The organism is Micromonospora sp. NBC_01699 (genome assembly GCF_036250065.1).
In the GTDB taxonomy this organism is placed as follows: Bacteria; Actinomycetota; Actinomycetes; order Mycobacteriales; family Micromonosporaceae; genus Micromonospora_G.
The window spans coordinates 193,212-216,031 of sequence record NZ_CP109199.1 but is presented as its reverse complement, the minus strand read 5'-3'; the positions used below and the strand labels follow the sequence as shown (position 1 = coordinate 216,031).

21 protein-coding genes are annotated in these 22,820 nt (G+C 71.1%); 2 read left to right on the top strand and 19 right to left on the bottom strand.

From position 1 onward, the window contains the following. Nucleotides 1–158: 158 nt before the first annotated feature. The 3 genes from OG792_RS00990 to OG792_RS00980 are packed head-to-tail and all read right to left on the bottom strand — an operon-like array spanning nt 159 to nt 1,857. Nucleotides 159–950, bottom strand: coding sequence for a WXG100 family type VII secretion target (locus OG792_RS00990; RefSeq protein WP_329106439.1), 792 nt, complete (start codon nt 948–950; stop codon nt 159–161). After that, complete coding sequence (locus OG792_RS00985) at nt 947–1,258, bottom strand: hypothetical protein (RefSeq protein ID WP_329106438.1); 312 nt, start codon at nt 1,256–1,258, stop codon at nt 947–949. Before OG792_RS00985 ends, OG792_RS00990 begins: the two co-directional genes overlap by 4 nt. Next, the gene (locus OG792_RS00980; RefSeq protein ID WP_329106436.1) at nt 1,255–1,857 is read right to left on the bottom strand and encodes a hypothetical protein; all 603 of its coding nucleotides are present in this window, start codon (nt 1,855–1,857) and stop codon (nt 1,255–1,257) included. Before OG792_RS00980 ends, OG792_RS00985 begins: the two co-directional genes overlap by 4 nt. Nucleotides 1,858–1,937: 80 nt before the next feature. Here OG792_RS00980 and OG792_RS00975 point away from each other — a divergent pair, with 80 nt between their 5' ends. Beyond that, on the top strand, nt 1,938–2,339 hold the full coding sequence (locus OG792_RS00975) for a YbaB/EbfC family nucleoid-associated protein (protein ID WP_329106434.1): 402 nt from the start codon (nt 1,938–1,940) through the stop codon (nt 2,337–2,339). A 105-nt stretch (nt 2,340–2,444) separates the two neighbouring features. Here the strand turns inward: OG792_RS00975 and OG792_RS00970 are convergent, their stop codons facing one another. From OG792_RS00970 to mqnE, 16 genes are all read right to left on the bottom strand, one after another. Beyond that, entirely contained in the window at nt 2,445–2,753 is a 309-nt protein-coding gene (locus OG792_RS00970) for a DUF4229 domain-containing protein (RefSeq protein WP_329106432.1), read from the bottom strand. A gap of 14 nt (nt 2,754–2,767) precedes the next feature. Then, nucleotides 2,768–3,190: a hypothetical protein gene (locus OG792_RS00965; protein ID WP_329106430.1), complete on the bottom strand. Its 423-nt coding sequence runs from the start codon at nt 3,188–3,190 to the stop codon at nt 2,768–2,770. A 169-nt stretch (nt 3,191–3,359) separates the two neighbouring features. After that, the gene (locus OG792_RS00960) at nt 3,360–3,836 is read right to left on the bottom strand and encodes a hypothetical protein (RefSeq protein WP_329106428.1); all 477 of its coding nucleotides are present in this window, start codon (nt 3,834–3,836) and stop codon (nt 3,360–3,362) included. Between the two features lie 88 nt (nt 3,837–3,924). Continuing rightward, nucleotides 3,925–4,986, bottom strand: a complete 1,062-nt coding sequence (locus tag OG792_RS00955) for a WxL protein peptidoglycan domain-containing protein (protein ID WP_329106426.1) — start codon at nt 4,984–4,986, stop codon at nt 3,925–3,927. 113 nt (nt 4,987–5,099) lie between these two features. Next, complete coding sequence (locus OG792_RS00950) at nt 5,100–6,314, bottom strand: Ig-like domain repeat protein (RefSeq protein ID WP_329106424.1); 1,215 nt, start codon at nt 6,312–6,314, stop codon at nt 5,100–5,102. Between the two features lie 206 nt (nt 6,315–6,520). Further along, complete coding sequence (locus OG792_RS00945; protein WP_442932354.1) at nt 6,521–7,372, bottom strand: phosphate ABC transporter ATP-binding protein; 852 nt, start codon at nt 7,370–7,372, stop codon at nt 6,521–6,523. A 30-nt stretch (nt 7,373–7,402) separates the two neighbouring features. Next, entirely contained in the window at nt 7,403–8,341 is a 939-nt protein-coding gene (locus OG792_RS00940) for a sortase (RefSeq protein WP_329106422.1), read from the bottom strand. Continuing rightward, complete coding sequence (locus tag OG792_RS00935; protein WP_329106420.1) at nt 8,341–10,020, bottom strand: Ig-like domain-containing protein; 1,680 nt, start codon at nt 10,018–10,020, stop codon at nt 8,341–8,343. Before OG792_RS00935 ends, OG792_RS00940 begins: the two co-directional genes overlap by 1 nt. 76 nt (nt 10,021–10,096) lie before the next feature. Further along, nucleotides 10,097–11,278 carry a hypothetical protein gene (locus OG792_RS00930; protein WP_329106418.1) on the bottom strand — a complete coding sequence of 394 codons (1,182 nt, stop codon included), beginning with the start codon at nt 11,276–11,278 and terminating at the stop codon, nt 10,097–10,099. A gap of 185 nt (nt 11,279–11,463) precedes the next feature. Beyond that, the gene (locus OG792_RS00925) at nt 11,464–14,082 is read right to left on the bottom strand and encodes a hypothetical protein (RefSeq protein WP_329106416.1); all 2,619 of its coding nucleotides are present in this window, start codon (nt 14,080–14,082) and stop codon (nt 11,464–11,466) included. Beyond that, nucleotides 14,079–15,782 carry a phosphate ABC transporter substrate-binding protein PstS gene (locus tag OG792_RS00920; protein WP_329106414.1) on the bottom strand — a complete coding sequence of 568 codons (1,704 nt, stop codon included), beginning with the start codon at nt 15,780–15,782 and terminating at the stop codon, nt 14,079–14,081. Before OG792_RS00920 ends, OG792_RS00925 begins: the two co-directional genes overlap by 4 nt. Beyond that, nucleotides 15,779–17,080, bottom strand: a complete 1,302-nt coding sequence (gene pstA / locus OG792_RS00915) for a phosphate ABC transporter permease PstA (protein ID WP_329106412.1) — start codon at nt 17,078–17,080, stop codon at nt 15,779–15,781. Before pstA ends, OG792_RS00920 begins: the two co-directional genes overlap by 4 nt. Before the next feature lie 10 nt (nt 17,081–17,090). After that, a complete protein-coding gene (pstC, locus tag OG792_RS00910) occupies nt 17,091–18,146 on the bottom strand; it encodes a phosphate ABC transporter permease subunit PstC (protein ID WP_329106410.1) in 1,056 nt (351 codons plus the stop codon). Beyond that, nucleotides 18,146–18,664, bottom strand: a complete 519-nt coding sequence (locus OG792_RS00905; protein ID WP_329106408.1) for a hypothetical protein — start codon at nt 18,662–18,664, stop codon at nt 18,146–18,148. Before OG792_RS00905 ends, pstC begins: the two co-directional genes overlap by 1 nt. A gap of 311 nt (nt 18,665–18,975) precedes the next feature. Next, nucleotides 18,976–19,707, bottom strand: coding sequence for a hypothetical protein (locus OG792_RS00900; protein WP_329106406.1), 732 nt, complete (start codon nt 19,705–19,707; stop codon nt 18,976–18,978). A gap of 129 nt (nt 19,708–19,836) precedes the next feature. Beyond that, complete coding sequence (gene mqnE, locus OG792_RS00895; protein WP_329106404.1) at nt 19,837–21,006, bottom strand: aminofutalosine synthase MqnE; 1,170 nt, start codon at nt 21,004–21,006, stop codon at nt 19,837–19,839. A 258-nt stretch (nt 21,007–21,264) separates the two neighbouring features. On the opposite strand from mqnE, the gene OG792_RS00890 reads away from it, so the two are divergent. After that, nucleotides 21,265–22,788, top strand: coding sequence for a C40 family peptidase (locus tag OG792_RS00890; RefSeq protein ID WP_329106403.1), 1,524 nt, complete (start codon nt 21,265–21,267; stop codon nt 22,786–22,788). Nucleotides 22,789–22,820 lie beyond the last annotated feature (32 nt).

The following is a 22,820-nucleotide window of genomic DNA, read 5'->3' as shown; positions in this document are numbered from 1 at the left end:
GCGGAGATTCCCGCTCTGTACCGCACACTGCACCACCCCTCACATGGTCATATCAATAATCATCACTCTCTGTTCCATCTCAACATCATCGTCATGCCGGCGAAAAGTGCCGGAACAGCTCGGCCAGACTGGCGCTCGGTTTCGGAGCCGGACCCGCGTCAGAGCACCTGCGGCAGGTCCCATGCCTGGTCGGCGCCGGTGACCTTGTCGATCGTCGGGCCGAGGACCGGCTTGACGATCGTCTGCTTGATCACCCAGTTGGTGGCCAGCAGCTGGTAGCCGGCGCTGGTCGCGTACCGGGCGCTGGCCCAGTTCTGCACCCCCACCTTGTGGATGCTGGTGAGCTTGTACGTCCGGGCGAAGTCGCTCATCCTCTTCAGGAAGAGGGCCACCTTCTCCAACATCCGGGCCAACCGCGCGGCAACCGCCGCCGCCCGGGTCCCGGCAAGGGCCGACTCCACCCCGACCGCCGCCCCGCCGACCACGGCCGACGCCCCGGCGGTGATCCAGGCCGAGGCGAGCGCCACGATGATCGTGATGATCGCCCAGGCGATCAGCTCCCGGACGATCTGCTCGACCAGCTCCTGAGCCTGCCGGGCCCCCTCCGCCGAGCCCTGTAGCAACTCGGCGGTGGCCGCGAAGTGGTCACCGATCTCGGTCAGCGACCGGTTGAGCTGGCTCATCTCCTCGTTGAACGACTCGGCCGCAGCACCCTCCCAGTAGGAGAGCAGGTCGGTCCGGGCACCCAACTCGTCCACCGCGTACCGCTCCAACCGGGCCGCCGCGTCCTGCCACGCCTTCGCCTGCGCGTTCAACGCGTCCGGGTCGCCGGTCACCTGGTCGATCGGGTGGGCCAGGAACTCGACGATCGGCCTGATGATCGCGTACGCGGCACCGGCCGGGGCGAGCCACGTCTCGATCCGCTCCGCACCGCTCGGCGCCCGGGTCACGACCCTCCCCCGAGTCGCCGCGCCGCCGCCTCGTCGGTGCCCCGGTAGTTGTCCCGCATCTGGCGGAACGCCACCGCCAGCTCACCGAACACGTCCTCGCCGGTACGCAGCACCTCCAGCCCGTCCGTGGTGCGCTGCTCGTAGACCCTCGCCACCTCGCGAGACTCCGGCAGCAGCCCGAAACTGTCGTCGGCCACGTCGGCGTCGACCAGCAGCGAACGGGTGCTGCCGAAGGCCGTACCGAGGTCCTGCATCGCGTCCGCGTACCTGGTCATCGCGTCGAGATAGACCTTCACCGGTTGTGTCATGCCTGCTCCTCCCCAGGAGTCTGTGCCGCCGGCCGGGGCGGTCCGATGGCTTCCGCCGCCCGCCGACCCGCTTGCGGCGGTCCGCCGACCAGTGCGCAGACCGATCCGTCGGTGAAGACGACCAGGAACCGTCCTCGGCGGAGCACACCCGCCGGCGCCTTGATCGCCCCGACGATAGCGTTCCGTGGCGACTCGTGGACGAGCGTCGCCGCGTACTCCACCGGACCGAACCAGCGGTCGGTCCAACTTCCCCCGTTTCGGTCGACGGTCTTGCGATCGGCGACCAGCAACCTGGTGTCGGTGACCGCGAGGGTGGGCGAGACGGTGTCGGCGACCGCGTCGTACAGGCGCCGGGCCGGGCTGTCCGCCGGACCGATCACCGCCCGACCGAACGTCGCCCGCTGCAACAGGTTCCCCGGATGGCTGCCCAGTCCGAGCAGGATGGTCGGATCGAGCAGGTTCTTCAGTTCGTCGGAGACGGAGACGTCGTCGGTCGTACCGACGTCCTTGATCAGCATCGCGGCGGTCAGCAACCGCTCCCCGGGCGCGAGGAGTGGACGCAGCGCCGGCCCGATGTGGAGCGTGTCATCCTTGGCCACCGGGCAAGAATGCCACCGGTGGATCGGCGCTCGCTATCCTGTCCACCCTGACCCGCCGTCACCGGCCGAGAGGATCTGACGTGCCCGACATCCGCAACCTGGACGACCTCGCCGAGTACGCCCACCAGCAGGTGGCACGGATCCAGCGGATGCAGGAGGACCTGGCCGACCAGTACGGCACCGGCGAGTCGCCGCGCGGTTACGTACGGGCCCGTACCGGTCCGGGTGGCGCGCTCCAGGAACTGCGGATCGACCCCGGCGCCCTGCGGCTGTCGGCGGAGGACGTGGCGGCGGAGGTCACCGCCGCGATCGGCGCCGCCCAGCGGGAGTACGCCGACCGCGCCAACGAGATCATCACTCCGGTGCTGGCGGCGGCGCCGAGCAAGGATTCACTGGACGACCTGGACGCCGGCATGCGCCGCCTGGACGGCCTGATGGACGACCTGGACCGGCTGGCCCGACGCCGCGGCCTGGACGGCTGAAACCGGCAGTCCCAGCCCCCCGCCTCGTTCAGCGGTTCGCGCCCTGTTCGACGGTTAGCGCTCTGTCAGCGGGTGGCGTCCTGGCTCAGCGGGTGGCGGCTTGGCTCAGCGGGTGGCGTCAGGGTCGGCCGGCGGGGTGGTCGAGCCGGCCGGCGATGTCGGGGCCGGCTGGTCGTCACCGGAGAGCGCGGCGCGCAGCCGCGCCTTCTCCTCCTGCCGCCGCTGGACCGCACCGGCCACCTGCTCGGCCATCTCGTCGCGCCAGGTCTTGAGCAGGAAGAAGGACGCCGCCGCCGAAAACACCACCGCCAGCATGAGCTTGAGGAAGATGCTCATGGGGACCGGCAGCAGCGCGGCCATGACCACCAGGAACAGCCCGACCCGGCCCAGCGTGTACTTCACGGCGGGACTCACGATTCCATCTCCGATCAACCCGTCCGACGGTCCAGCCACCGGACGCCGAAATACCAGATCAGCGTATATACCAGCGCGAACGCCCCGGCCGCCGCCGCGCCCGACACCAGCGGCGCCGCCGCAGCGGCCAGCCCCGCGGCGAGCAGCCCGGTGGTCAGTCCGACCCCCGCGCCCACCACCGCTGCCGCCGCCCTGGCCGGACCCGGCCCCCAGGCCCGGTACTCCTCGACGAAGAGCCAGGCCGGCAGGATCACCGCCAACCAGCCGTTGGTCTTGCCGAAGTCGGCCAGGCCGATCGACTCGAACGCCCAGTCGAATGCGACCAGCGCCAGCACACCGATCACCAGGCCGGCGAGGACCACGCCGCCCAGGTCGGCCAAGCCGGTGATCCGGCCGCTGGAGTCCCGCCGGGGAAAACTGCTCTGCGCTTCGCTCATGACACGTCGAGCGTACGTGCCCTGCCCGCCCCACCGCCCCCGCGGGCGACCCCCCTCACCCCCGTACCCCCAAACGCCCCCAACCCCGCCCCCGCCGAACCCGGCCCCCCGCCGTTGATCATGAAGTTAACGCGGACATTTCAGACTCGAACCTGCGCTAACTTCATGATCAACGACGGGGGCGGGGGTGGGGGCGGTGGGGGCGGCGGTGGGGGGCGAGTAGGCGTAGTGCGGTGCCGGCGGCGATCAGGGTCGCGCCGGCCACGACGAAGGCGCCGATCGCCAGTCCGGTACGGGGTAGATCGCCGCCGTTGTCCGGTGGATCCGTCGGGGCGGCGGTGCTCGCCGTCGGTGTCGGGGACGGGGTGGTGGGTGTCGGCGTACCCGTGCCGGTCGGCTTCGGGGCGATCACCACACCCAGCTCGACCGACGCACCGCGATCCCCGCCGGGAACGGGCGTTCCGAACCGGGTGACCGGTTCTGCTTCGAGAAATTCCTGCCTCGCGTCGGCCACCGCGCGCACCGGCTCGATCCCGGCGGCGTTCACCGGGGGAATCCAGGAGGCCGCGACCGCACCGGCGACCCCGGCCAGGAAGACCAGGATAACGGCGATCCGGCGGCTGTTTTGTCCGACCACTGTCAGCACCCCTCCGCTCGTCGATCACGGGCGACCTCGGCAGCGACCCGCCGCACCGGCCGACACCGGCCGGCCGTCCCGGTTACCGGACCGGCCATCAGGAGGCCACCGGTACCGGCCGGGGCAGTCCCGGGTCGGCGGGGAAGACATCGGCGTCGTCCCGGTCCCGCAGGCGCGTCGACCGGCGCCGCCAGACCCAGGCGACGAGGGCCCCGACGACCAGGAGCAACCCGCCGAGCAGGAGCCACGGTACGGCCGGCACCGACGCCGATCCGGTCAACGCCGGCAGGGTGTTCGGACCGGCCTGCGGGTTGACGCTGACCGTGGCGGTGAGCCGGCCGGCCGGGAAGACCCCCGGCAGGGTCCCGTGCAACTCGACCTCCGAGTCGGGCAGCAACTCCGGAATGTCGATCACCTCGCTGTTGCCCAGCCGTACGCCGAGCGGCCCGGTCACCTGGATCCGCGCCTTCCCGCCGAGCCGGGTGTTGCCCCGGTTCACCAGCCGGTACGTCACCGCGACCTCGGCGCCGCGAAACGGCACCAGCGGGTTGTCGTAGTCGACGCGTACGTCGCCGATCTCGGCGAGCGGGGTGAGCGGTCCGGCGACCCGGAGGTACACCCGGGCGGCGATCCGCCGCTCGACGTCGACCCGCTGGCCGTGCTGGTCGGTCTGCGCCTCGGTGGCCGAGGCGATGATGCCGCCGATGTGGTCACCCGGGGCGGCGCCGTCCGGTACCCGCAGTTGGAACGGCAGGTCGGCGCGCTTGCCCACCGGCACCCTGAGCTGCCGGGTCGGCAATTTGATCCAGGAACCGACGCCGTCCGGCGCCTGGCTGCGCGGCAGCAGGGCGAAGCCGCCGTCCACGGCGGTGAACGCGTCGGTGGGATAGAGGTCGACGGTCAGCGGCTGGTCGCTCAGGTTGGTCACCGAGATCCAGTCGGTGATCTCCTCCTTCGGCGCCAGCTCGTAGTCGAACTGCTTGCGCCCCTTCGGGCCGCTCGGGCTCGACGGCACGATGGTCCAGCGGAAGCTGTCGTCCTTTGCCGCACCGGCCGCCGCCGGGATCGGCACGAGCGAGATCAGCAGCATCGCCGCCACGGCGGACAGCACCGCGATGCGGGTGGCCCGACGGGGGCGTACGGGGTGGGCAGTGGTCATGTGCAGGCTCCGAGGAGAGGTCCGGACAACGGGGTGTGGCGGAGGTGACGCCGGCTCGCGCCGGCGGCACCTCCGCCTCGGTCACCCAGGGGGCGAACCCGACCGGTTGTCGGTCAGGCCAGCGTCAGGGTCAGGGTCGCGGTGTACTCGCCCGGCGCCACGTTGTCCGGGATCGCCAGGCTGAGGTCGGCGCCGCAGGTGAACACACCCGCGTTGGTGCCGGCGACGGCCGAGCAGAGCGTGCGGGTGTCGCCGAGGGCGGCGCTGCCGCCGGCCGCGACCGCACCCGAACCGCTGGTCTTGGCGGCGTTCGGGGTCCAGGTCAGGGCGCTGTTCGCGATGGTGCTGGTGCCCTGGTTGAAGTCTTCGAGCTGACCGGTGAGGTTCCACGCGGTGCCGGTGCCCCGCAGGTCGGTGACGGTCGCGGCCGGCAGCGCGCCGGTCGCGGTGCCACCGACGGTGCCGCCGGTGAGGCTGGTGTTCGGGGCGGCCACCGCGAGGGTGAACGCGCCCGGCGCCACGTCGGCGGTGATCTCGACGTCGACCGGCGGGGTGCCGCCGGCCCGGCGGATGATCTGGTACGACACCGCTGCCGAGGTGGAGGACTTGAAGTCGGCCGAGTTGGCCGGGGTGAACGCGGCGGTGTAGTTGAAGGTGCCCGCCGGCAGGGCGGTGGTGGCGAGGGTGGCGGTGCCACCGGTCACCGGGGCGGAGCCGATCACGCTGGCGCCGCGGCGGAACTCGACCGTACCGGCGACGGCGGGGGCGCCCGCCTCGGTGGCGGCGACGGTGGCGGAGAGGGTGACCTCGTCGCCCTCGGTCGCCGTGTTGCTGGCCGGGCTGATGGCCAGGGCGGTGGTGGTGTTGTACGCCACCGCGACCCGCCAGGTGCCGGCGTTGACCACGATCGAGGTACGGAACTCGTCGACGTGCCGGCCCAGGGTCAGGCTGTAGCACTCGACGATGACCCACCACTCACCGTTGGCCGGGGTGACGTTGCCCAGCGCCTGGGAGAACGAACGGTCCCCGGCGAAGCTCAGCGGAGCCTGGTCGAAGCCGCCACCGCCGAGGGAACGGGCGATGTTGGCGTACTCGCCGCCGGGCCGACCGATCCGCAGCGACGCGTTCTCGCCGAACCCGGTCGGGCAGGCCGCGCTGGTCGCGTTCGCCAGCATCGGGGTGTCGGTGACGCTGCCGCTCTGCTGCGACAGGACCACGTCACCGAGCGACGCGGCCTGGGCGGGAGCGGAAACAGCAACGAGTACGCCGGTCGTCATCGCAATGGCGGCGAGCGTGGCGCCCGCGCGAGCGAACATCCGCTTGCTCATGAATCACTTCCTCTCATTGAGGGTGATGCCTCGGCTGGATCCTCTTGACCCGGCCGGCAATCAGGCTCCACAGGAGCTGTGACCCGGTAGGCAGGCCAACGTCTCCGCCGGACGTGCGGAAAGCGAATTCTCGGTGCCCGCACAAGGGGAAACAGAATGGCCTTTGACCGACTCGACAAATCATTTGGCGAAAGGGCGGAGCGGGCTCAGCCGAACCGGCCGTTCACGTAGTCGTGCGTACGCGGATCCTGGGGGTTGCCGAACATCGCCGCGGTCGGGCCGTGTTCGACGATCATTCCGGGGGTGCCGTGCGACGCCAGGAAGAACGCGCACCGGTGGGACACCCGGGCGGCCTGCTGCATGTTGTGCGTGACGATGACGATCGTCACCTCGCTGGCGAGTTCCGCGATGGTCTCCTCGATCCGCCGGGTCGAGGTCGGGTCGAGGGCCGAACACGGCTCGTCCATCAGCAGCACCCTGGGTCGTACGGCGAGCGACCGCGCTATGCAGAGCCGCTGCTGCTGGCCACCGGAGAGGGCGCCACCCGGCTCGCGCAGCCGGTCCCGTACCTCCTTCCACAGCCCCGCCTTGGTGAGCGTCTCCTCGACCAGGTCGTCCCGGCCGCGCCGGGAGACGCGGGTGCCGGTGAGCCGCAGCCCGGCGATCACGTTGTCGTAGATCGACATCGCCGGGAACGGGTTCGGTTTCTGGAAGACCATGCCCACCTGGCGCCGGGCGTCGGTGATCCGGCGCTCCGCCGAGTAGAGGTCGCGACCGTCCAGCAGCACTTCGCCGGCCAGCGACGCGCTCGGCACCAGCTCGTGCATCCGGTTGAGGATGCGCAGGAAGGTCGACTTGCCGCAGCCGGACGGGCCGATCAGCGCGGTCACCTGCCCGGCCGGCATGGTCAGCGACACCCGGTCGAGCACCTTGTGGTCGCCGAACCAGGCGGAGATCGACCGGGCGTCGAGGGTGGCCAGGTCGGCGTCGCCCGAGATCGACGGGATGGGGGCGGAGGGTGGCAGATCGACCAGGGTCGCGTCTTCGACTGTGGACACGGCGATCCTTTCTGTACCGGAGCAGGGGTGCTAGAGCAGGTTGGGCAGGAGGCGGGCGGCCTGGTCGGCGATGGCCAGGCCCAGTGCGACCAGCAGCGGGGTGCCGACGATCCACGCCTGCCAGCGCCCCCACCGGGATCGGAGGTAGGTCAGCGCGAGCGCCGCGAGCACGATCGCCTGGCCCCAGAGCATCAGCGGGGTCCAGGCATTCGGGTCGGTGGCCATCGCCTGCTCCGCCGGCGGCAGGGAGGCGGCGCCGAACGTACGTTTCGGTGCCGGCTGGGCCGGCGACACCAGGTCCGCGTCGACCCGGAGCACGTCATGCGGCACGAACGGGTCCCCGTCGGCGGTTATCAGGGTCAACCGCCCCGCGCCGGCCACGAGTTCCGGTGGTGCGTTGTCGCCGGGCCGGCGCAGCCCGGTGACCCGGTAGGAGTGTTCGCCCTGGCCGGTGGTGACCGTGATCATGTCGCCGGGCAGCAGCAGGTCCAGGTCCCGGAACGGGCCGCCGTACGCCGCCCGCCGGCCGAGCACCAGGCTGGTGCCCGGCTGTCCGGGCAGTACGGTGTCCCGCCGGTGACCCGGACCCGACCGGAGCACCTCGCCACTGCTGCCCTCGAAGATCACCGTCTGTAGTCCGACCGCCGGGATGCGCAGGACGGCGACGGCGGAGCCGGCCTCGACCAGCCGTTCCCGGCCCGCGCCCCCGTCGGTGAAGTCCATCCGGTTCTGTCCCACCGGTGCGGTTCCCTGCGCCAACTCGGTCCGGAAGTCGGCGAAGGCGGTCTGCTGGTTGCGCGCGTACTGGAGTTGCGAGACCAGGGTCAGGTGGATCACCAGGCCGAGGGCCAGGCAGGCGAGGGTGCTCAGCGCCACGCCCGGCACCTGGAGGGCGAGCTTGACCGGACGCCGGTCCGGCACCGGTGCCGCCGGTGCGGGCCGGGCCGGCGGCGCCTCGGTCACGGTCATCAGCGGGCGTCCGGCCAGGCGACCGGTTGGGGCGCGGTGCGGCGGCGGGTCACCAGCATGGTGCCGCCGCCGACGACGACCAGCAGCAGGCCGACCGAACCGACCATGATCAGCGGAACACCGGTACGCGGCAACGAGTCGCCACCACCACCGCCACCGTCGTCGTCCCCGCCGTCGTCGTCGGCCGGGTCACCGGCCGTGATGACGTACGAGTTGACCGCCGACTGGGATCCGCCGTACGCGTTGGCCGCGGCCGGCGTGAAGATCGCCTTGAGCGGGTGGGTCCCGGCCGTCAGCGAGGCGGTCTTGAAGCTGGCCTGGCCGCCGCTGACGGTGGCCGAGCCGAGTTCGGTGGTGCCGTCCAGGAACTTCACCGTGCCGCTGGCGGCGGACGGGTCCACGGTGGCGGTCAGGGTCAGCTCGACACCTTCCCGCTGTGGTCCGGCCGGGCTGACCGCGAGGGTCGTGGCGGTCGCGACCGGCCCGGTCGGCGGCGTGCCGACGAGGTAACCGTTCAGCGTGTCGGTCGAGGTCACGAAGTCGGCCTCGTCGGCCGGTACGAACACCGCCTGGAGGCTGTAGTTGCCGTCGGCGAGGCGCGGGGCGACCGTGTGGCTGTACCTGCCGTCGGCCAGGTCGGCGGTGCCGAGGACCACCCAGACCGTGGTCCCGGTGAGGCGCTGCTCGAACCGTACCCGCCCGACGGGCTCGTCCGGTCCGGTGCGCTGCCGGACGGTGGCGGTCAGTACCAGGTCGGCGTTGGTCGGCAGCGGGCTGGCCGGCGTCACGGTCAGGGTCGTCTCGGTCTCCGGTGCCGGGGCTTCGCCGACGAACACCGCGACGTCCGACGTGGCCGCGGACCCGAGGTGGCCCGGTGCGTCCGGGACGAACCGGGCGGTGATCCGGTAGGTACGCGAGGTGATGTCGCCCTCCGGCGGCGGCAGGGTGATCGCCGTGAGGACCGCCCGGCCCTCGGTCAGGGCCACCGTGCCGAGTTCGACCGGCGGCTCCGCGGTGGCGGGTTCGGTCCGGCTGAACACCACGTTCCCGGTTCCGGTCGCGGGCAGCGGGGTGCAACCGTCCTGGTCGCCGGGCACGCAGACGGTCGCGGTGAGGGTGACGGGTGTGCCGGCCGGGACCGGACTCGGGTCGACCGCCACAGTGGTCCGCGTCGCCGTGGCGGTGTTGCAGCTCGTGCCGACCTTCCAGGTGTCGCCGCAGACGAAGATCGAGGTCTGGAACTGGTCGGCGCTGCGGCCTGCGGTGAGGCTGTAGCAGTCGACGATGACCCACCATTCGCCGTCACCGACGGTGGTCGCCGGCTCGATTCCCGCGACCGCCCGGGTGAGGGACCGGTCGGCGGCGAACTCCAGCGGGTTCTGGTCCCAGCCGCCGGCGCTCAGCGCGCGGGCCAGGTTCGCGTACGGGCCGCCGGGGCGGCCGAGCCGCAGGTTGGTGGTTTCGCCGAAGCCGGTCGGGCACGGCGTGGCGGTACGCGCGGTGGCGAACATCGGGGTGGTGTTCACGTCGCCGGTCTGCTCGGACAGCGTGACGGCACCGAGCGACACGGCCTGCGCCGGGCTCGCCGGCCCGATCAGCACCCCGGCCACCAGCACGCCGGCGGAGAGTAGGCCCGCCGACAACAGGGCGAGCGCGCGGGCAAACCTGTGCCTGCTCATTGATCACTTCCTTCGGTCAGGGTGCCCAGCGGTCCGGGCGGCCTGGTGGGCCGCCCGGACCGGGGCTGTGCCGGAACTAGCTGTTGGCCCGCAGGTCGGTGTAACCGCAGGCCGCTTCGAGTGCGTTCACGGTGGTGGTCCGCTGGCCGAAGCCGAGCAGCTGCACCACGTTGCGCTGGGTGCCGCCGTCGTTCACGGTGGCCGTGCAGACCGCCGAGCCGGCACCGACGAAGGTGTCGGCGATCAGCTGGTTGGTCAGGTCGGCGGTCGGTACGACGTTGTAGACGTCCCGCCGCATCGGGAAGTTGGTGTTCAGCCGCCCGCCGACGATCGGCTGGGTGGCGGGCTGGGTGGTGGTGCTCATCCCGGTCAGCAGCGCCGGGCCACGCCGGTCGGCCACGGCCACCCCGGTCAGGGTCTGGATCGAGGCGCGGTTGGTCTGCGCGATGAACTGCGCGGCCGAGAACGGGATGACGTGGTTCAGGTTGCCGGCCAGCGGGGTGCCGTCGTGCTCCTGCTCGCGCGGGAACACCGGCACCGCCGGGGTGCCCGGGTTGCTGTCGGTGTCCGCCGCCAGGCAGGGGTAGTCACCGAGGTTGATCTCCGCCTCGGTGATCGCCATCCGGGTCGGGCCGATCCAGAACTGCCAGGTACCGGAGTCGGCCTGGATCATGCGCGGGGTGACGCGGTTGCCGCCGACGTTGTTGCTGAAGCACTTGTAGACCCGCTGCACCTGGGACAGGGACATGTTGAGCGGCAGGTCGAGGTTGTTCGAGTTGATCGCCAGCGCGACCGCGTCGACGCCCATCGGGATGTAGGTGTACGTGCCGGTCGGCGACGGGCTCGAACCGCCGTAGCTGGACGAGCGGGCGAAGTCGACGCAGCCGCGGATGTCGACGCCGTTGAAGAAGCCGGGGCCGCCGTGCGTACCGCCGAGGTTTTCGCCCTCGGAGGCGCGCAGCGCCTGCCGGCCGGCGCCGGAGCCGTTCGGCCGCACGTACGAGCAGCCCGCCGCCTTGGTCTTGATCGGGCTGGTGCCACGCGCGTCCCAGGACGCGACGACCTTCGCACCGCCGGAGAGGATGACGTTGCCCAGGGCGTTGACCGCGTCCTGGGTGGTGTCCGAACCGACCCCGGTGAGCAGGCGGTAGTCGTCCGCCGTGGTCGGGTCGGCGGAGGCCGGAACGGCGATCGCGGCCATGGCCACGGCGACGGCGAAACCGACCGCCATCGCCTTGCCGATGATATTGACCTTCATGAGTTGTCCCTTTCTGCGGGCAAGATACTCAAGCTCGCCTCCATGCCAGGCGGGCCGGAGTCATCGTGGCGTTCCTGTTCGGACCGGCGAAACCGCGCTCAGACAAACGTTTTGCGGTGCTGTATCTCGCCAACACTTAGGCCGGATGAACAAAGACCCGCGAATTGGTGCCGCGCTCCCGGCGGTCATTTCGCGCCATTCGACGGGGTGGACCGGGTGGCGAGTCGTTGCAGAATCGGACCGGCCACTCCGCCGACGAGGCCGAGCAGCAGGACGGCGACGAGCAGATAGCGAACCGACCCCAGCGGGCTGCCCGGCGTCGACCGGGCCACCGGCATCGCCGACGCCGGCCGGCTCGGCGCGGGCGTCGCGACCGGCGAAGGCGGGTTGCCGACGTTCGGCACGGTGGCCGGCGCGGTGGCACCCGCACCGGCCGGTGACGAGGTCGGCTCGGCGGTGGTCGGCGCCGCCGGGTGCTCCAGCCGGTCGGCCGCGACCATCGCCTGCTCGCGCAGGCCGGCGGGGAGCGGTACGTAACCGGCGGGCAGTTGGCCGATGTCGGGTCCCGACTGCTGGCCCGCGCCGACGGCGTACCGCAGCAGCCTGGCGTAGTCCCGGCGGGCCTCGGCCGGGTCGGTGGTGTCGCCGATCGCGTACGTCACCGTGGTCAACGGGTACGCGCCCGGTGCCGACCAGGCCTTCACCGGGTCGATCACCCGTACCCCGCTGACCCGGCTGTCGACGGCGGTGGACGCGGCGGTGGTCATCGCCGCACTGGTCGCGCCCCGGCAGTCGGTCGACGCCAAGAGGGTTCCGATCGTGTCCCGTCGGGGCTTGCAGAGTTGGGCGGTGGCGAGCCCGTACCGGCCGGCGGAGGCGGAGTCGGTCACCGACATCGCGAACCGGGTGCCGACCGACTGGCGCGGGATCTTCTCGTAGCCGTAGCTGGTCGACGTGCTCAACCGGTTGAAGAACGAACTGGTTCCCTTCACGTCCGCCCGCAGCGTCTGCAACGCCGACTCCCCCATCGACGTGAGGTACGGCCGCAGGTCGATCCCGCAGTGCGTGTGCTCCTCGCCGAGCGGGTCGATCTCCGAGGTGCAGGCGGAGTCGAGCTTGGGGAACGACTCGGGCAGCCCACCGGCGAAGACCCCCCGGTACGCCTCGTTGATCACCATCCGGTCCTCGTCGGCGTTGCCCTGTAGCCAGGCGCGGGCCTCCTGGTCGCTCCACAGCCAGCGCCAGACCTCGCGGGCGGCCACCGTGCTGCCGTACGAGAACATCAGGCCGTTCAGGGTGGCCGACTTCTTTGCGTCCCAGTAGCGGAACAGCGGGTTGAGGGTGAGGAACTCCTCGTCGTACCGGATGCTCTGCGGGTTTGTCGCCGGCACACCGGACTTCGCGTCGAGCAGGTAGCTCTGGGTGAGCAGTTTGGCCAGCAGGCGCGGCGTGAGCCTCAGGTCGCTCAGCGCCAGTCCGCGCTGGGCCGCCACCTCGGGTGGGATGGGCCCGTTGGCCTCGTTCGGGTCGACCAGGTTGACGTCGACGTTCGTCGCGATCACGATGCTGCTCAGCGTCACCGGCGCGTGCACGAGCGCCGGCTCGGCGGCGGTGGTCACCATCGGGTCGCCGCTGAGCACCAGGCCCGGTGCGGACTCGGAGGCGCTGCGGAGCTGGTCCGCCGCCTCGAAGTCGCCAACCACGGTGTAGCTGAAGTTCGGGCCGGCGTTGGTGCAGACCGAGGGCCGCCACGAGGTGAGGGCCAGGGCGGCAACCTCGGCGCCGTTGATCCGCCGGGCCGCCGGTCCGCCCGAGCAGGGTTCCGCGACAGGCTGGAACTCCAGCGGTACGACGATCCGGTGCTGCCACAGCGACGGGACGAACGGGCTGCCGTGCACCGATCCGGTACGGGAGACGTCCTCGCCGGTGTACGGCTGGTGGTGCCCGCGCGGCACGATCACCAGGGAGCAGGGCCTCGACGGACGGTTCTCGCTGTTCACGGTGTAACCGGCGCCGCAGCCGAGGTGGCGGGAGAGGTTGGCGTTCTGCACCTCGAAGACGGCCCGACCGGTGCCGTCCGCCGCCGTGACCGCGTACGGGTACTCGTTTGTCGACGCTTCGGAGAAGTACTCCCGCAGCACGTCGACATCGGTTTCGGGGCGGGTGACGCCGGGGTTGTTCGGGACCGGCACCTCCCGGTAGGGCCCAGCGGCGCTGCCGTCCCGGCTGCGCTCGCCGGCCACCGTACGGAACGGGACCATCCGGGCGTCGCCGGGCAGGATCTCGTCGCCGTCGCGGCCCGGGTAGTCGCTCGGGACGCTCCACTCCAGACTGCGCCGCCCGGCGAGGTTGCTGGTGGGCTGGGTGCCGCCCTCCGAGCCCGGACGCGCGGGCGCGTCGAGGTTCATGCCGAACTGGCAGGTTTCGCGGAATGCCAGCCCGTCGGGGTCGTTCGGGTCGTCCGGGTTTCCCCAGCACTGCATGAGTTGGAGGAAGTCGACGCCGAGCGGCCGTTGCGGGGTCGGCGTCGCACCCGTCCAGGAGACCGTGACCGCCTGGTTGGCCAGCTCGCGGGTTTGTGACACGGTCACCGCGAGCCCGGTGAAGTCCTCGAACCCCTGCTTGCGGCCGTGCACGGTGACCGCCGACCCGGCGACGTCACCGGGGCCGGCGTCGGTGATGACCGCGCCGCGGGCCGGCCGGGCCGCCGGCGGTACGGCGGCGAGCGTACCGATGGCGACCAGCAGCACCGCGAGCGCCGCGGCCCGGCGGGAAAGCCGGCGGGTCGGCGTCGTTGTCGTCACCGGTGGCTCCCGGTGTCCGAGTCGCGACCGCGCCGCAGCGTGTTGGACAGCAGTGGCGGTCCGACGACCAGTCCGACCAGCAGCACGCCGGCGAGCAGCATCATGGTGTGCCGCAGCCGCCAGCCGCCCTCGCCGTCGAGCGACACCGGCACCGCCAGCACCTGCTCCGCACCGCCGTCGCCGCTGCCGCTTCCACTGCCGGTGCCGGTGCCGGTCGGCAGACCGGTGTCCGGGTCGATCGGTCCGGCCGAGGCGGTGGGGCCGGCGCTGGCGGCGGGCCCGCCGGTAGCACCCGGCTGGGCGGTGCCGCCGCTGGTGTTCCCGCCGCAGGCGGCGGCCGGCAGGACCGGGGTCTCGTCGCGGGCGCCCGCGGTGCCGGCCGGGTTCTGCGTCGGCCCGCGTTTGTCACAGGATGACGGCTGGGGGGCCTTGGTGAGCAGGGTGTTGGTGCCGTTGCGGTCGAAGGTCGGGTTGTTGCAGCCGACCACGTCGATGTTCCGGTCCACCCCGCCGGGAATCCGGTGGACCTGGTTGATGGCGGCGTCGACCAGGTTCTTCGGCAGCGGCGAGTAACCGAGGTCCTCGGCCTGCTGCTGGCCCTCGCAGAGGAAGTAGTAGGCGAACTCGGCGAGCGTGTAGCCCTTGTCCTCGGTCATGTTGAGCTGGACCTGGTCAACCGGGATGATCATGTACGAGTACGACGACAGCGGGTACGTACGCGGGTCGTTGAACCTGTACACGTCATCGAGGATCTGGGTCAGGAAGTCCGGTCCCTGCCTCGGGTTGATCCGGGCCTTGGTCAGCGCGACGGCGACGTTGGAGGCGGTCGGCTCGACGTAGTAGCCGGCCTGGTTCAGCACCTTGGCGACCGGGAACCGGGCGTCCTTCGCGTACGAGTACTCGACGTAGGTGATCGCGCCCTCGGCGTTGCTCTGCGAGACGTACCCGGCCACGCCCTGGGAGAGGCTCTGCCCGATGAAACCCTCGCTGGCGTTCATCGGGTAGCTGGAGGTGGGGCTGCACGGCGACGGCTTTCCCCACTTGCGGCAGTACGCGTTCCAGATCGCCGGGTACTGCTTGCTCATCCAGAGGGTGAACTGGGCGCTGGTGCCCGAGCTGTCCTGCCGGATCACCGGGACGATGGCCCGGGCGGGCAGGTTCAGCCCCGGATTGTCGGCCCTGATCGCCGGATCGTTCCACCGCTTGATCACACCGGTGAAGATCTTGGCGATCACCTCGCCGGACAGCCGCAGGTTCGTCACCCGACGGCCACCGATCTTCAGGTTGTACATGAACGAGGTGCCACCGGCGACGATCGGCATGTACGCGTACCGGCGCGACGGGGCGAAATCCGGGGTCTGGAACGAGTCCTTCGTCCCGTACGGGATTTCCGAGACGCCGAAATCGACGGTCGCCTCGGCGAACGTGGACCGGCCGGTGGTCGAGCCGGACTGCGCGTAGCTGACGTTGATGCCCTTGCGGACCAGGATCTCCCGCCGCCACTGGTCGATCGCCCGACCACTCCAGGTCGACCCACCACCGTTGATCTGCACGTACTGCGGGGCAGCCCTGGCCAGCGCGGGCGCCGCCGGTACGGCCGGCGCCAGAATGCCGACCAGCACCATCGCCGCGGTCGCGGCGACAACACGAGCCAGCCGGCGGGTCACGCCGGCCGGGCGGCCGAGGATGCGTCCAGTCATTGATCCAACCTCTTGTCACTGCCGAGGGTTTCGACGAGATCGCCGACCGGCACGTCCACCGGTTCGGCGTGGGCGGCGTCGCGGGCGCGCTGGCGGGCGGCGAACCGTCGCGCGTCGCGCCGGGAGGTCCGGACCCGGCGTTGGCGCTGCCTGCGGCTGAGCTGGCCGGGTGCCTTGCCGCCGAAGAGTCGGGCCAGCACGAACAGGAACAGGACCAGCGCCATCAGTACGGCGGCGGCCCCGAAGGCCCGCGAGATCATGCCCTGGTCGCCCTGCTTGGCCAGCTCGAACGTGACCAGCGGCAGCGACACCTGCGGGTTGTTGGTCGGGTCGAAGTTCGTGCTCGCGGTGAAGCCGGCGGTGAGCAGCACCGGTGAGGTCTCGCCGATGCCACGGGCGGTGCCGAGGATGACCGCGGTGGTGATGCCGGACCGGGCGGTCGGCAGCACCACGTGCCAGATGGTCCGCCACTGGGACGCGCCGAGGGCCAGCGACGCCTCGCGCAGCGTGCCCGGCACCAGCCGGATCACCACGTCGGCGGCCCGGATGATGATCGGCAGCATCATCACGCTCAGTGCCAGCGAGGCGGCGAAGCCGGACAGGTTGACCCCGAGGCTGAGGATGACCGTGGCGTAGATGAACAGCCCGGCGACGATCGACGGCAGCGCGGTCATCGCCTCGACGATGGTCCGGACGAACCGGCTGAACGGGCCGGGCAGTTCGCTGAGGAAGACGGCGGCGACGACCCCGAGCGGCACGGTGATCGCCAGCGCGATGCTGATCTGCTCCAGCGTGCCGACCACGGCGTGCCGGATGCCGCCGACGCTCAACGGCTGCAACGGGCCGGTCAGCCGCAGGTCCTCCAGGTAGAAGTTCGAGTAGGACAGCGCCTGCCGGCCCCGCCAGAAGGTGAACCCGACCACCACCACCAGCGCCAGCAGCAGCAGGAAGGCGAGGCTGTGTACGAGGACACCGGCCAGCCGGTCGCGTACCGCCGGGCCGGACTCGTCCAGCGAGACCAGCAGCAGGTAGCTGGCGACGAACGTGACATAGGCGAGCACCACGAAACCGAGCGCCCCGTCGAACGGCGCGAACTGGGCGAAGATCACCGTGGTCAGGCTGAGCGCGGACACCGCCGCGCCGACGCCGGCGAACACATCGGTACGCCGTACGCCGCCCGTGCCGCGCCGCTGCTCGCCCACTGGCTGCCCGTCCGGCCGGACCGGCAGAGTGGTCGCCGGGGCCGGGGTGTCGACCGGGGTGTCCCGGTCGACGGTGGCGGCTGAACTGGTACTCACCGGGATCTCCTCACGCGTCGCTCGACGCGCCGGATCGACTGCGGCTGATGATCAGCCCGGCGCCGAAGTTGACGATCAGGGTCATGACGAAGAGCACCAGACCGGCCGCCATCAGCCCGGCCAGGCCAACGCCCGCGTCCTCGGAGTAGCGCAGCGCGATCAGGGCCGAGATCGACCCGCCACCGTTCTGGAGGATGTGCGGCTGGATGACGTAGACCATGGAGATGACGAGGAAGACCCCGATCGTCTCGCCCAGTGCCCGGCCGAGGCCCAGCATGGTGCCGCCGACCATGCCGCCGCGTCCGAACGGCAGCACGACCGCGCGGATCATTCCCCACCTGGTGGCGCCGAGCGCGAAGGCGCCCTCCCGCTCGCCGACCGGTGCCTGGGAGAACACCTCGCGCATCACCGAGGCGACGATCGGGGTGACCATCATCGCGACCACCAGCCCGGCGACGAAGGTCGACGCGGTGAGCGCGGTCGGGCTGGACATCGGGTCGCGGGGGTCGTACCCGTCCACCTGGAACAGCGGGATCCAACCGAAGTACGTGGTCAGCCAGCGGGGCAGCCCGTTGCCCTGGTCACCGTCGACGAGCAGGCGCGGTTGCAGGAGGTAGAGACCCCAGATGCCGTAGACCACGCTCGGCACGGCGGCCATCAGGTCCACCAGGTTGACCAGCACCGGCCGGATCCGGCGCGGGGCGTACTCGGAGATGTAGAGCGAGGTGCCGACCGCGAGCGGCACCGCGACGCTGACCGCGACCAGCCCGATCAGCACCGTGCCGACGAGTACGCCGGCCACCCCGAAGTTGTTGCCCGCCGGGTCCCATGCCTGGGTGGTGAGGAACCGGAACCCGGCCAGCCGTACGGCGGGCAGCGCCTCGATGGTCAGGAAGGTCCCGACCAGCAGCATGATCGCCAGTACGACCAGGCCACCGGTCCGGGCGACGCCACGGAACACCAGGTCCGACGGACCGCGCCGCAACCGGATCCGGCGCGGACGATCCTCGGGCCCCTCCGACCGGGGCGGTCGGGTGGTCGGCGGGGGCGTAACGGTGACGACCATCAGCCGGCGTCCCGCATTCCGCCGGTGACCCGGTTCGTCGGCCGGTACGTCGGGGTCAGCGGGGCGGGCGCCAGCCGGCGGCCGAGCGAGCGGACCCGAGCCTCCGGCAGGGGTTCCGCCGCCACCGGCCGGGGCCGCCCCCGCCGGGCGCTGCGTGCCCCGGCCACGATCTCGGCCTGCGGCACCGCCTCCAGGAAACGGTCCAGGTTGTACGTGCACTCACGGGCACGCAGGTACGACCGGCTGGAGACGGCGATGGTGGTGCGGTCGATGTCGATACGCCAGATCCACTGCCCGGTCCGTTCGACCGACGTCTCGGTGGTTTTGATTCGGTCGAAATTGCCCTGTAGGTCGAGCACCGACTGCCGACAATCGGCGTAGACCTCGTGATACCTGGTCCCTCGACCGAGCTGTCGGTTGTTGGGCGAAACCAACATCCAGAGGATGCCCTCCGCCGTCGGTCCGCCCTGACTTTCGGGCATCGGCGCGGCAAGGAACACGAAGCGTGGACGCTGCACCCTGATCCCTTCCATAGCTGCTGGCGGGCTCGTACACGAGGTCCGCGTACGGTTGCCCGCCTTGACCGCCTCCCCAAAGGCCAGCTGCTGGGACAGCGTCGACACGACCGGTGACCGCGTAAGCCGTCATCCGCTCACGCCAGACGTGCAGCACATGAACAACACGTATTTCCATGTCATGCTTTCGTCCAAGATCGATCACCGATTGGCGGAGCGGCCGTCAGCACGGATGGATAAAGGCGGATTAGGTCCCCGAACTAATCCCACCGGCGACGTTTTACGGAGCGAATAGGAAGAAGCTCGAAGAATCGCTACCGGAGCCGCGTACCGCCGGAGGGCCGGCGGCGGGCGGCCAGCGACACGGCACCGACCACCGCGAGTACGCCGACCAGCCCCAGAATCCACCAGACGTTGGCGAACGACGCGGACCCGATCCGGAAGCCACCGGTCAGCCGGGGCTCGATCGTTCCGGTGACCGCCGGTTCGGTGCCCGGGGACGCGGCCGGCGGTGTGGCGGACGGGTCGGTCACTCCCGCCGCGCCCGACGCCGACGGCTCGGGGCCGCCCACCGGCGCACCACCGGCCGGTGCACCGACCCGCCACTGCCGGCCGGAGACGGTGATCGGCGTGACGAACCGGTCCGGGTGCATGCCGAGGGTCTCGCTGAAGCACTCGACCACCACCCACCACTCGCCGTCGACCGGCGGGGTGTTGCCGAGCGCGGTGAGGAACGAGCGGTTCGGCTGGGCGGAGACCGCGGTCCGGTCGTAGCCACCGGCGCTCAGCGGCTTGGCCACGTTGGCGAACGGACCGGCCGGCGGGCCGATGCGTACCTGCGCGTTGCTGCCGTAACCGGTGGGGCAGGCCCCGGAGGCGGTCGCGGTGGCGAAGATCGGTGTCGCGTCGACGGTGCCGCTGGTCTGCGACAGCCGTACGGTGCCCAGCGGCGCGGCGGCCGCCGGCCCTGCCGCGAGCAGGCAGGCCACGGCAGCCACGGCCGTCGAGAGAGCGGCGGAGAGGAGGCGGGTTCCGGGTCGATTCACACCGACGGGTCTATTCACCCGCGGCGACCACCGGAGCAATCACGTCCACCCGCCGGACACACAACAGATGAACGGCGGGGCGTGGACCGAACGACCACATCTACGTGATCATCCAGCCGGTGGGCTGAATCAGGCCCAGACCTGCTGCGGCTCCGCCCGGCGCTGGGCCAGGGTCGGCGGGCGGTCGTACTCCCGGACCACGTTGTAACGGGTGTCCCGCTCGACCGGCTGGAAACCGGCGTCCCAGATCAGGTGCAGCAGGTCGTCCCGGTGCATGGTGTTCGGCGTACCGTACGAGTCGGCGTCGTGGGTGATCTTGTATTCGACCACCGAGCCGTCCAGGTCGTCCACCCCGAAGTTGAGCGACAGCTGCGCCACCGACAGCCCGTGCATCACCCAGAAGCACTTCACGTGCGGCACGTTGTCGAACAGCAGCCGGGAGACGGCGAAGGTCTTCAGCGACTCGGCCGGCGACGCCATCGTGGTCCGCGCCTGGATCCGGTTACGGATCTTGCCGTCCGCAGAGTCGACGAAGTCGTGCTGGTAGCGCAGCGGGATGAAGACCGTGAAGCCGCCGGTCTCGTCCTGTAGCTCGCGCAGCCGCAGCACGTGGTCGACCCGGTGCCGGGGCTCCTCGATGTGGCCGTAGAGCATCGTCGACGGGGTACGCAGACCCTTCGAGTGGGCCAGCCGGTGAATCCGCGACCAGTCCTCCCAGTGGCAGGCGTGGTCGACGATGTGCTGCCGGACCTCCCAGTCGAAGATCTCCGCGCCGCCACCGGTGAGCGACTCCAGCCCGGCGTCGATCAACTCGTCCAGGATCTCGTCCGCCGGCAGGCCGCTGATCTTCTCGAACCACTGCACCTCGGTGGCGGTGAACGCCTTCAGCTTCACGTTGGGCAGCGCGGCCTTCAACTCGCGCAGCACCTTCGGGTAGTACCGCCACGGCAGGGTCGGGTGCAGCCCGTTCACGATGTGCAGCTCGGTGAGCTGCTCGTCCTGCATCTCCTTGGCCTTGCGTACGGCCTCTTCGATCCGCATCGTGTACGCGTCCTTCTCGCCCGGCTTGCGCTGGAACGAGCAGTACGCGCACGACGCGCTGCACACGTTGGTCAGGTTCAGGTGCCGGTTGACGTTGAACATCACCCGGTCGCCGTTGCCCTCGGTCCGACGGTGGTGGGCCAACCGGCCCAGCCACGCCAGGTCGTCACTGTCGTAGAGGTCCTCACCGTCCTGGCGGCTGAGCCGCTCCCCGGCGTAGACCTTCTCTTCCAGCTCGCGCTTGCGTCCGGCGTCCATGTCGGGCCCGTCCCTTCCGTACGATCCGGCACCGAGCCTACGTGGGTCCCGGCACCACCACCCGGACGGCCGGGCCCACAGCGACGTAGTTCACCGGATGTCCGGCTGTCACCAGACTCTCAGGCTCTTGTTACCCCCGCTCCAATCGACTTCCTTGTCGCGGTGCGGTAGACAAAAGTGGGACGCCGGGCACATCGCCGGACGCGAGGGCACCGGAGCCACCGGCTCAGGGGCCCTTGATGCTGGATGGGGAGCGGAATGGCAAAAAAGACGGGCATCCGACCGAAGCGACGTAGACGACCGCTGATCAGCCCGGTGCTGCGGCCACTGGCCTGGTCCGCGCTGCTGAGCGCGGCTGTCGCGTTCGCCTTCGCCAGCCCGGTCTACGCCGACCCGGCCCGACCGACCACGGTGCCCGACATCGGCTCCCGTCCGGCGGTCGCCGGCGCGCTGCTGCTGCCCGGTGCCACCGCGCCCGGCTCGACCGGTCCCCGGACCCCGCTGCCGCCGCTGCTGAACGGCCCGCTCGCCACCCAGATCCAGGCGAAGGAGACCCAGCTCGCACTCTTGGGGGAGGAGTTACTCCAGCTACGCGCGGATCGTGACACCGCCGCCGGCCTGCTGGTCACGGCGGACGCCCAGTGGCAGACCACGCACGTGCAGTTGACCGCCGCGCAGGAGGCGGCCGACGCGGCGGCGGCCGAGGCGTTCAAGGACGCCGCCGGGCTCCCGCCGGGCGCGCTCGGCTCCGATCTGCACGGGCTGGGTGCACTCAGCCGCCTACAGAAGGGCGAGCAGTCCGGCGCGGACAGCATCGCGCCCGCCCGCGAGCTGGCCCGGGTCCGGGCCGCCGAGCAGACCGCACGGGAAGCGCAGTTGGCCGCTTCGGCGGCGGCGACGAACGCCGCAGCCCTGTTCACCACGAAGGAAGCCGCCTACAAGCGGTTCGAGGCCGACCTGCTGAAGCTCAAGCGGGACAACGCCGACCAGCTCGCCGAGATCGAGAGAGTCCGGGAGGCCACTGAGCAGCAGCTCAGCCCGGACGGTGTGGGCAACGCCGACAGCGTCGGTGGAAAGGTCGCCAACCCGAACGCGCGCAAGGCGGTGCAGTACGCGCTCGCCCAGCGGGGCGACCCGTACGTCTGGGCGGCCGAGGGTCCGGACCAGTTCGACTGCTCCGGCCTGATGTACGCGGCGTACCGGAGCGTGGGCACGACCCTGGCCCGGGTGGCGAAGGACCAGTACTACACCACGCGCAGCCAGTCGGTCGACCGCTACTCGCTGCTCCCCGGCGACATGATCTTCTTTGCCTCGGGCAGCAGTTGGACCACGGTCCACCACGTCGCGATGTACATCGGCGGCGGCAAGATGGTGCACGCCCCGAACTCCGGTGACGTGGTGAAGGTGTCCACCGTCTGGTGGTCCCGGTTCTACGCCGCGACCCGGGTCTTCCCCGCGGTCGCCGCGCCGAACACCAGCCCGACCACGCCACCGCCGACCACGAGGCCGCCGACGACGCCACCGGCCACCACCCCGCCGCCGACCACGAAGCCGCCGACCACCCCGCCGGCCACGACCCCGCCGCCGACCACCCCACCGCCAAACACCACGCCGCGGCCGACGACCCCGCCGCCGACGACCCCGCCCCCCGCCACCACCCCGGCGGAAGAGCCGGCGTCGACCCCGGACATCCCCGCGACAACCACGGCCGCCGTGCCGTCCACCACGCCCCCACGCACCACACCACCAGCAACAACCCCCGAAACCCCACCCACCACCTAACCCCACCCCATCGCCCCTCCCCACCGGTTTCC